The organism is Kitasatospora sp. NPDC043949, from assembly GCF_056435365.1.
The window spans coordinates 28,800-37,414 of record NZ_JBWKEQ010000003.1 but is presented as its reverse complement, the minus strand read 5'-3'; the positions used below and the strand labels follow the sequence as shown (position 1 = coordinate 37,414).

Sequence of the window (8,615 nt, the reverse complement as noted above, 5' to 3'; positions counted from 1 at the left end):
ACCCCCCTTTTCCCCCACCTCTTGTTTTTCTGTCTTGGTGGACAGTTGAGCACCACCAAAACCCCCCCCCCCTCCCCCCCCCCCCCCCCCCCCGGCTCCCCCCCCCCCCCCCCCCCCGTCCCCCCCCCCCCCCCCCCCCCCCGCTACCTGCCAATGGAGGCAGACCGTGATCTACCTGGTTCTGCTACTGATCCTGGCCGACGCCGGGATCGGCCTGTGGGCCCTGCGCGAGCTGGCCCGCCGGGGGTGGTACCGGTGACCGTTCCCCCGCCCCCAACCCAGCCGCCGACCGTTGGCCTGCCCGAGCCCGAGCTCGGTGCCGAGTGGTGGCGCAAGAGCGGTCCGTGGAGCCAGCGCACCGCTCCCGAATCCGAGGCCGCGCCCGTCGACCTCCGCAAGACCGCCCCCGTCGACGCCAGCGAGGACCAGGCCGTCGAGGACCTGGTCGACGAAACCGACCCCACCGACCCGCAGCAGCCCGCCCCCTCCTATGACCTGGACAACGTGGTGAACCGCCTGGGCCTGCTGATCAGTGAGACGCCGGAAGAGCGGGCCGAGCGCATGCACAACGAGCACGAGGCCTGGTACCAGCGGCAGGGCGAGACCCCCGAACAGCGCCAGGCCCGGCACCGCACCGAGCGGCTCGCCCAGCGCCGCAAGGCCTCCGTGCTGTGGCGCCAGCCCCAGTCCGAGCGCGCCCGCCGCTTCCGCCGCTGGTGCATCCTCACCACCGCCTCCGCCGTGGTCGGCTACAACGTCGGCGCCGTCCAACTGGCCGCCCACCTGCCGCTCACCGTCGCCGCGTTCACCGCGGCCGGCGCCTGGGCCCTCGACCTGCGTATGCGCAGGTGGGGCCACGTCCGGGTGTCCGAGGTCCGGGGCCCCGGCGCCCTCACCATCTTGGTCCTCGTCCGGGTGCCGCTCGCCTCCGCCCTGGTCGGCGCCCTCGGCCTGGCCCCGCTGATCACCCTCCTCTCCAGCTCCCACCACTGACCGTCAGGAGATCGCCATGGACACCCAGCTGCTCGGCTCGTTCGGCTCCGGCGGCCTCTGCCTGGCCATCGCCGTGTGGATCATCCTCGGCAGCCGCAAGGCCGAGAAGCAGGGCAAGCTCGCTAAGAAGCACAAGGACGAGCACACCGCCTGGCTCATGATCGTCTTCGGGATCTTCGCCGCCGGGGCCGGACAGGCCTTCAGCGCACCCGGAACCGTCGGCGAGGCCCTGACTCACTCCTTCACTTCGCAGAGTGCCGCGCTGGGCAACGTCGGCGCCGGGGCCGTGGCCTTCGTGCTGACCCTCCTCCTGTTCGGCACCAAGCCAAACCCGTGGAAGGACGCCGCGCTCGGCTCCACCGTGCCGTCCGTCTACGCCGCCGCCGGCGGGCTCTGGGCCCTGCCCATCACCGTGATCGGCTCCGTCATCAAGAGCATGGCGGGTGCCTGATGGATCCCCGCCGCTACCTCGCCGGCGTCTCCGTCACCGCCCTCGGTCTGGGCAACCGTCTGATCATCCGGGCCATCCGACCCCGCGCCGAGAAGATCTCGATCACCCGCCAACAGATCGGGGGAACACTCGCCCTGGGCCTCTTCTTCTCCCCCGTCCTGGCCCGGCCCGTCGCCCGGTACGCACCGACCACTGTCACCGTCCTCCTCGTCCTGTGGGTGATCGTGGCGGTCGTGGTCGGCAACACCGAAGCCGCCGCCGAACTGGCCAAGGCCGACCAGGCCGCCAAGGAGAAGGCAGCCAAGGCCAAACCCGGAGACCCGGAAGAGGCCTCCGCCGAAGCCGGGCCGGACGGCTCCGACGACCAGGACGACGAGCTCCAGGGCGCCCCCGCCGACGCCGACCTGCACGCCCTCATTCGGTACGTCGCCGGGATGTCCGACCAGGGCACCGCCGCCCACCTCTCCCACGTCCTGGAGGAGGGTCAGGCGAGGGGTCTCTTCGGCAGCTGGAAGGTCACCGATCTGAGGGCCCACTTGGAGGGCCTGGGGGTGGCCCTGGTCGAGGGCAAGAAGCTCACCTTCAACGGGCGCCAGCGCAACCGCCTCGCGGTGCTGCTGGATGCCCTCCCTGAAGCCGCTCCGGGCACCGTCCCGGCGGTTGCCCAGAAGGCCGCCTGACCCCGCTCCCCCAGCCCCTCCCGACGCCCCCTCTCGGGCGGCGGTAGGGCAGTAGGAACCGCAGGTCAGCGCGCGCCTACCGCCCTCCCTGCCAGCCCCCTACCTACCGCCCTACCCCCTCCAACCGGCACCCGTCGGGAGGGGAAGTCGATCACCAGAAGGAGACCGCCATGGGCCAGGACCTCGCCGCCGCCCTCGCTGCGGACGACGCTGCCGAGGACGCCGGCATGCACGCGGACGACCGCCGCACCTGCTGGACCCACCAGTGCTGGGCCGAGGACTGCGCCGACCGCCCGATGCACACCAACCCGCGCGCCCTGAACTGACCCCGCCCCGCCCTGGGCCCTCCCCCTATCCGCCCCACAGAAGCCCCCGTTCGGCCCCCGGCCGATAAGCGCTCTGCCATGCTCGGCAGATGCCGTACGAGTACTGGTGCGGGGCCTGTCGCACCGTCAGCGAGCACTCCAGTGAGGCCGAGGCGGAAGCCGAGCGCCGCGCTCACATCGCCGCCGTGCACCACGGCCGGCGCCCCGACCGCGAGCGCATCCAGGACCTCCAGCCGGTGCCCCTCGTGCCCCACCACCCACCGCGTCAGTTCGGCCCGACCCCGGCACTCGCCATCGTGGCCATCATCCTCGCCACGCTCATCGCCTGGTCCATCCACCTGGACCCTCCCGCATCCCCGCATTCCCCGCCCCGGCCCGCACTGCCCACTCCCCAGCCGCTGGAATCTCTGCTCTCCAACTCCGGTACCGGCGCCAGCATCCCGGCCCATCCCGGGCCCTGACCAAACTTCTCCTTCCAACGCCGAAGCGACGGCCGGGCAGCACCCGGCCGCCGCTTCCGTTTCACCCCGCGCCCGCAACCCGCCGCGCACTCAGCGGCCGCCAGGGTGGCCGCCTGCCCCCACTCCCCGCCGCTTTCCACCGCGCCTCAAGAGGCCGGTAGGGCAGTAGGAAGCGCAGGTCAGTGTGCTTCCTACCGGCGCCGCCTCCTCTCTAGGCCCCTGCTGGCGCCCCGCGCCCAGCCATGGCTCAGGCACGTCGGCGACCGAACGCAGCCTGCCGTTCCGTCGCCCGCCCGCGCCCTCGCTGACCAGCTCAGACCCACTGCGCCGAACATCTGAAAGGCCGCCGATGGAGCCCGACTTCGACTGGTGCGACTACTCCGACCACCCGACCCGCGAGGAGGAGAAGGCGTACGAGATCGCCCTCGACCTCGCCGACGAGCAGCGCCACGCCGAGAAGGAGGCCGCGGCCGGGCCGCCGCCCGGCCACACCGAGATGTGCGAGGGCTGCCACGGCACCGGCGCTGGCTACGAGACCGACGGATGGGACGACGAGCTGCACGTCCCCGTCCACCTCGAGCACGACCACTGCCCCGAGTGCGACGGCTGCGGCTACTACGACTGCGACGGCACCTGCGAGTTCGCCCAGGGCCCCGACTGGATCTGACCCAGGCCTGCCCTGCCGACCGTGCCGCCCGGACCACCGCCGCAGCCGGCGGCGAGGCCCGGACGGTTCGGGGGCCCGGACAGACCGGACCCGCTGTTCCCGAAGGGAATCCCGTGTCCTACGCCCCGCACCGCCCGTACTTCGAGGCCGTCCTCACCGCGCTCGGCGACAACGCCGACCACGACGAGTCGTTCGCCGAGTACTGCGCCGACAACGGCGAGATCATGCTCACCGAGATCCACATCCGCCTCGACGTGGGCCGTGCCGACACCGCCGGCTACCCGCACGGTCTGAGCCTGCTCTGGAACCAGAACTCCGGCTGGCTCTGGGCCTACGGCACCAGCGACGACCGCCTCACCAACCCGAGGCCGCTCGTCTACGGCCTGGTCGTCACCCCCACCGGCGTCGCCGCTGCGGTCGGCGCCCTGCTGACCGGCCACACCCACGACCTGCCCGCCCAGGCCGAGGAAGTCCCTCCGGGAGGCCGACCCCTCACCGATGCCCTGGCCCGGGCCATCGCAGACGGTGACCTCGACCGCGACACCGCCAGCCGGATCGCGACGTTCGCCTGAGCCTGCCCAACCGCCGTACCGCGGTTGCCCGATCCGCCCACCCATCGGTGGGCGGATCGGGGAAGCGGTGCTCCGCCTGACGCACCAAACCCCGCACCAGCCGTCTCTCTGCCAAGGTCGGCGGCCGGTGCGGGGCCATCCAGTCCCCTCACAGAGACCAGGACACCAGCATGCCCCGAACCACCATCGGCTCGCAGCACATCTGCGAGGCCGCCCACCTCGGCGATGCCAGCCCCTGCGAGGGCCCGCGTGACGCCGTGACCGTCGTCGACCGCCACGGTGACGCCGCCAAGGCCTGCGTGCACCACGGTGCCCGCCTGTACGCCAGCCTCATCGGCCCCCGGGTCTACCCCGGCAGCGTCACCGACGCGGCCATCGAGGTCTACAACCGCGCCGAGAGCACCTCCGCGTTCGCCTGGCTCGACCACCACCAGGTCCCCCGTAAGGTCGAGCAGTGATCGAGTACGCGCCGAACGTGATCCCGTTCCGGCCCGAGCCCGCCGAGGTGAAGGCCGCCGAGCAGGCCGTCATCGGCGCCGCCCTGCTCGACCCCGCCCAGATCCCGGCGCTGGCCGCCCAGCTCGGCGACCCGAGCGCGTTCTACCACCCCGCGCACGAGACGATCTGGCGCACCATCGTCCGCATGGCCGACGGTGAACGGCCGGTCGACCCGGTGCTGCTGGCCGGTGTCCTACGCGCCCAGGGCGACCTGGTCCGCATCGGCGGGCCCGGCTACCTGCACACCTGCATCGAGGCGACCCCCACCGCCGCCAACGGCGACTACTACGCCGAGATCGTGCGCGTGGCCGCCGAACGTCGCCGCATCAACACCGCCACCAGCCGCCTCGCCCACATGGCCGGCGACGACCAGGCCGACCTCAACGACGTCCGCACCGCTGCTCTCGCCGCCCTCGCGGACCTGGCCTCCGGCGAGACGTGGCTCGACCCCGTCCCGCTCGGCTCGCACGGCGTCCTGCCGACCTTCCCGGTGAAGGCCCTGCCCACGTGGGTGGGCGCCTACGTCGAGGCAGTCGCCGAGTTCACCCAGACCCCGCCCGACGCAGCCGCCACCATGGCGTTGGCCGCGCTGTCGACCGCCGCCGGCGGGCGTGTCGGCGTCGAGATCCGGCCCGGCTGGCGCGAGCAGTCCAACCTCTATCTGACCTGCGCGATGCCCCCGGCCAGCCGGAAGTCCGACGTGTTCGCGTTCCTGACCGGCCCCGTCTACCGAGTCGAGGACGAGCTGCGGGCCGAGGCCCGGGCCCGGATCATCGAGGCCGAGACTGCCAAGGACGCCGCGCTGGCCGAGGTCGAGGCGCTCATGGCCAAGGCCCGCAAGAACCCCGACCTCGACCGCGCGCACCTGGTGGCCGAGATCTCCGCCGCCCGGATGCTGGCCGACGAGATCGTCGTCCCGCCGAGCCCGCGGCTGACCCTGTCCGGGGACATCACCCCCGAGACCGTCACCCACCAACTCGGCGTCCACCGCTGCCTGGCCGCGCTCTCGCCCGAGGGCGACCTGTTCGACAGCATCGTCGGCCGCTACAGCAGCAAGCCCAACCTCGGGGTCTTCCTCCAGGCCCACAAGGGCGAGCGGCTCCAGGCCGACCGGATCACCCGCGAGCAGCCCACCGTCGACAAGCCCGCGCTCACCATCGGCGTCACCCCGCAGCCCGCCGTCCTCCAGGAGCTCGGCGCCGCTCCCGGTGCCCGGGACCGCGGCCTGCTCGCCCGCTTCCTGTACTCGCTCCCACCGTCCAACCTCGGCTACCGCAAGATCCGCACCACCCCCATCCCGGAGCCGGTCGCCACCACCTACGACGTCCGCCTCTCGGCCCTGCTCCGCACCCTCACCGCGCTGGACGAGCCGGTCACCGTGAAGCTGACCGAGGCGGCCGACCTCGCCGTCGAGAAGCTCCAGGAGAAGTTCGAAGTCCAGCTCCGACCGGACGAGCCGCTCGCCCACATCAAGGACTGGGCCGGCAAACTCGTCGGCCACATCGCCCGGATCGCGGTGCTCCTCCACCTCGCCGACCACGTCGCCGGCGACTGGCGGGCGCCCGTCGAGGCCACCACCGTCGACCGCGCCGCCGAGATCGCCGAGTACTACACCGCCCACACCCTCGCGGTCTTCGACCTCATCGCCGCCGACCCCGCCACCGAGGACGCCCACGCCCTCCTCCAGTGGCTCCAGCGACCGAAGAAGGACGGCACCCACCGCACCCGCATCAAGGCCCACGACGCCGTCGCCAGCAGCCGCCGGTTCAAGAAAGTCGCCGACGTCGACCCCGCCCTGCAGCTGCTCGAACAGCACGGCTGGCTCCGCGCCGACCAGCCCCCGACGGCCGGCCAGCGCGGCCGCCCGCAGGCCGTCACGTACCGCGTTCACCCGGCCGCGAGCAGCCCCACGGACACGGAAACGATCACGTGACCGTCAGGGGTGTCAGGGCAAAGCCCTGACCAGCCACAACGCCGCCGGACGCCCTGTCAGGGAACGTCAGGGCTGTCAGGGATAACCGAGATCCCCTGACAGCCCTGACAACCCCTGACGCCCCGGCAGGCGGCATCTCCGCAGGTCAGTGAGTTCCCCTGACTCCCCTGACGCTCTCCGCCCTCCGCGTTCGTTGACGAGAGGGCCCGCACGGCTTCGCGACCTTCACCCACACCCCAGCAGGAGATTTCGCCATGCCCAAGCGCGAACTGCTCAAGCTCCCCGTCGTGCTCGCCGAACTCGGCATGTCCCGCGCCGCCTTCTACCGCATGCGCGCCCGGGGCAAGGCCCCACGCCTCATCAAGCTCCCCAACGGCCAGGTCCGGGTCGACCGGGCCGACCTGAACGCGTGGCTCGCCGCCTGCGAGGTGGCCGCCTGATGCCCACCTCCTACAAGGTCAAGTTCTGGGATCACCGGCACCGCCCGGACCGGCGGGCCCCCTGGATGGTCCGCTGGACCGTCGCCGGGCGGGAGTTCTCCGAGTCCTTCCTGACCAAGACCGCGGCCGACGGCCGGAAGTCCGAGCTGATCTCCGCCCTCCGCGACGGGCAGCCATTCGACGTCGACCGCGGCCTGCCGCTCTCCGAGCTCCGCAAGGAGAAGCAGATCAGCTGGTACGAGCTCGGCCGGAAGTACGTCGAGGCCCGGTGGGAAGGGGCTCCGGCCAAGACCCGCACGACGTGGGCCGACGCCCTCGCCACGGTCACGTTCGAGCTGGTGAAGTCGAAGGCCGGTATGCCGGACAAGCGGGTCGTCCGCCGGGCGCTCTACAGCTGGGCGTTCAACGTGAACGCGTGGGGGGAGGAGCCGCCGGCGGACTGGGCCAAGGCCTTGGCCTGGGTGCAGAAGCAGTCCGTGTCGGTCTCCGCCTTCGAGGAGCCGCCGATGGTGCGCCGACTGCTGAACGCCCTCGCGGTGAAGCTCGACGGCAAGAAGGCCGCCCCCTCGGTCATCCTGCGCAAGCGCCGCATCCTCGGCCACCTCTTCGGCTACGCCGTGGAGGAGGGCTACTTGACCGCCAACCCCTTCCCGACCGTCCAGTGGCAGCCGCCGGAGACCGAGGAGGAGGTCGACCCCGGCGTGGTGGTCAACGAGGACCAGGCCGCGGCGCTGATCGAGGCGACTGGGCGTCAGGGGAAGCGCGGGGCCCATCTCCGGGCCTTCTTCGCCTGCCTCTACTACGGCTGGCTGCGGCCGGCCGAGGCCGTGTTCCTCACGCTCGCCCGCTGCCACCTCCCGGTCGAGGGATGGGGCTACGTCGTCCTGGACGAGACCCGTCCGCGGGTTGGCTCGTCCTGGACGGACGACGGGACGTCGCACGACAAGCGCGGGCTGAAGCACCGGGCCGAGAAGGCGACCCGCCGCGTTCCGATCCCGCCCGAGCTGGTGGCGATCCTGCGGGAGCACGTCGCAACCTTCGGCGCCGCGCCCGACGGGCGGCTGTTCCGGACGTCCCGGGGCGGGATGGTGCAGGAGAGCGGCTACGGGGTGGTTTGGCAGCGGGCCCGCGCCGAGGTGCTGTCGCCGGCCGACTGCGCCACGAAGCTCGGTAAGCGGCCGTACGACCTGCGGCACGCCGGGATCTCGCTCGGGCTGAACTCCGGAGTCGATCCGACGGAGGTCGCCCGGCGGGCGGGGCACAGCGTCGCCGTCATGCTCCGGGTCTACGCGAAGTGCCTGCACGGCACCGTCGAGTACGCCAACGAGCTGATCTCGAAGCGGCTCAACCGGAACCGTCCGGCGCCGCCGGCCCCGGATCCTGGTCCGTAGCTGGTCCGTACGCCCTGGTCAGCAGCGAGATCCGGGCGGAACTAGGTGAGACAAACCACCCAAAACAACCAGACATCAATATCACTGTTCGACCATGACAGAAGGGCCCGGGGGGGGGGGGGGGGGGGGGGGGGGGGGGGGGGGAGGGGGGGGGGGGGGGGGGGGGGGGGGGGGGGGGGGGGGGGGGGGGGGGGGGGGGGGTA

The 8,615-nt window shown here is 72.3% G+C and carries 11 protein-coding genes; all 11 read left to right on the top strand.

Annotation, left to right across the window (positions count from 1 at the left end):
- The first annotated feature begins 255 nt into the window (after positions 1–255).
- A complete protein-coding gene (locus AC07AL_RS03795) occupies positions 256–993 on the top strand; it encodes a hypothetical protein (protein ID WP_478316742.1) in 738 nt (245 codons plus the stop codon).
- A 16-nt stretch (positions 994–1,009) separates the two neighbouring features.
- Entirely contained in the window at positions 1,010–1,444 is a 435-nt protein-coding gene (locus tag AC07AL_RS03790; protein ID WP_478316740.1) for a hypothetical protein, read from the top strand.
- Positions 1,444–2,124, top strand: a complete 681-nt coding sequence (locus tag AC07AL_RS03785) for a hypothetical protein (protein ID WP_478316738.1) — start codon at positions 1,444–1,446, stop codon at positions 2,122–2,124. Before AC07AL_RS03790 ends, AC07AL_RS03785 begins: the two co-directional genes overlap by 1 nt.
- 170 nt (positions 2,125–2,294) lie before the next feature.
- Positions 2,295–2,450 carry a hypothetical protein gene (locus AC07AL_RS03780; protein ID WP_478316736.1) on the top strand — a complete coding sequence of 52 codons (156 nt, stop codon included), beginning with the start codon at positions 2,295–2,297 and terminating at the stop codon, positions 2,448–2,450.
- Positions 2,451–2,539: 89 nt separating this feature from the next.
- Entirely contained in the window at positions 2,540–2,911 is a 372-nt protein-coding gene (locus AC07AL_RS03775; RefSeq protein WP_478316734.1) for a hypothetical protein, read from the top strand.
- A gap of 349 nt (positions 2,912–3,260) precedes the next feature.
- Positions 3,261–3,578, top strand: a complete 318-nt coding sequence (locus tag AC07AL_RS03770; protein ID WP_478316732.1) for a hypothetical protein — start codon at positions 3,261–3,263, stop codon at positions 3,576–3,578.
- Positions 3,579–3,691: 113 nt separating this feature from the next.
- On the top strand, positions 3,692–4,150 hold the full coding sequence (locus AC07AL_RS03765; protein ID WP_478316730.1) for a hypothetical protein: 459 nt from the start codon (positions 3,692–3,694) through the stop codon (positions 4,148–4,150).
- Between the two features lie 170 nt (positions 4,151–4,320).
- Complete coding sequence (locus AC07AL_RS03760; RefSeq protein ID WP_478316728.1) at positions 4,321–4,608, top strand: hypothetical protein; 288 nt, start codon at positions 4,321–4,323, stop codon at positions 4,606–4,608.
- On the top strand, positions 4,605–6,581 hold the full coding sequence (locus AC07AL_RS03755; RefSeq protein WP_478316727.1) for a YfjI family protein: 1,977 nt from the start codon (positions 4,605–4,607) through the stop codon (positions 6,579–6,581). The genes AC07AL_RS03760 and AC07AL_RS03755 overlap by 4 nt, the downstream gene beginning before the upstream one ends.
- Before the next feature lie 254 nt (positions 6,582–6,835).
- Positions 6,836–7,021, top strand: a complete 186-nt coding sequence (locus AC07AL_RS03750; protein ID WP_350526693.1) for a helix-turn-helix transcriptional regulator — start codon at positions 6,836–6,838, stop codon at positions 7,019–7,021.
- The gene (locus tag AC07AL_RS03745; protein ID WP_478316725.1) at positions 7,021–8,412 is read left to right on the top strand and encodes a tyrosine-type recombinase/integrase; all 1,392 of its coding nucleotides are present in this window, start codon (positions 7,021–7,023) and stop codon (positions 8,410–8,412) included. The genes AC07AL_RS03750 and AC07AL_RS03745 overlap by 1 nt, the downstream gene beginning before the upstream one ends.
- Positions 8,413–8,615: the final 203 nt, after the last annotated feature.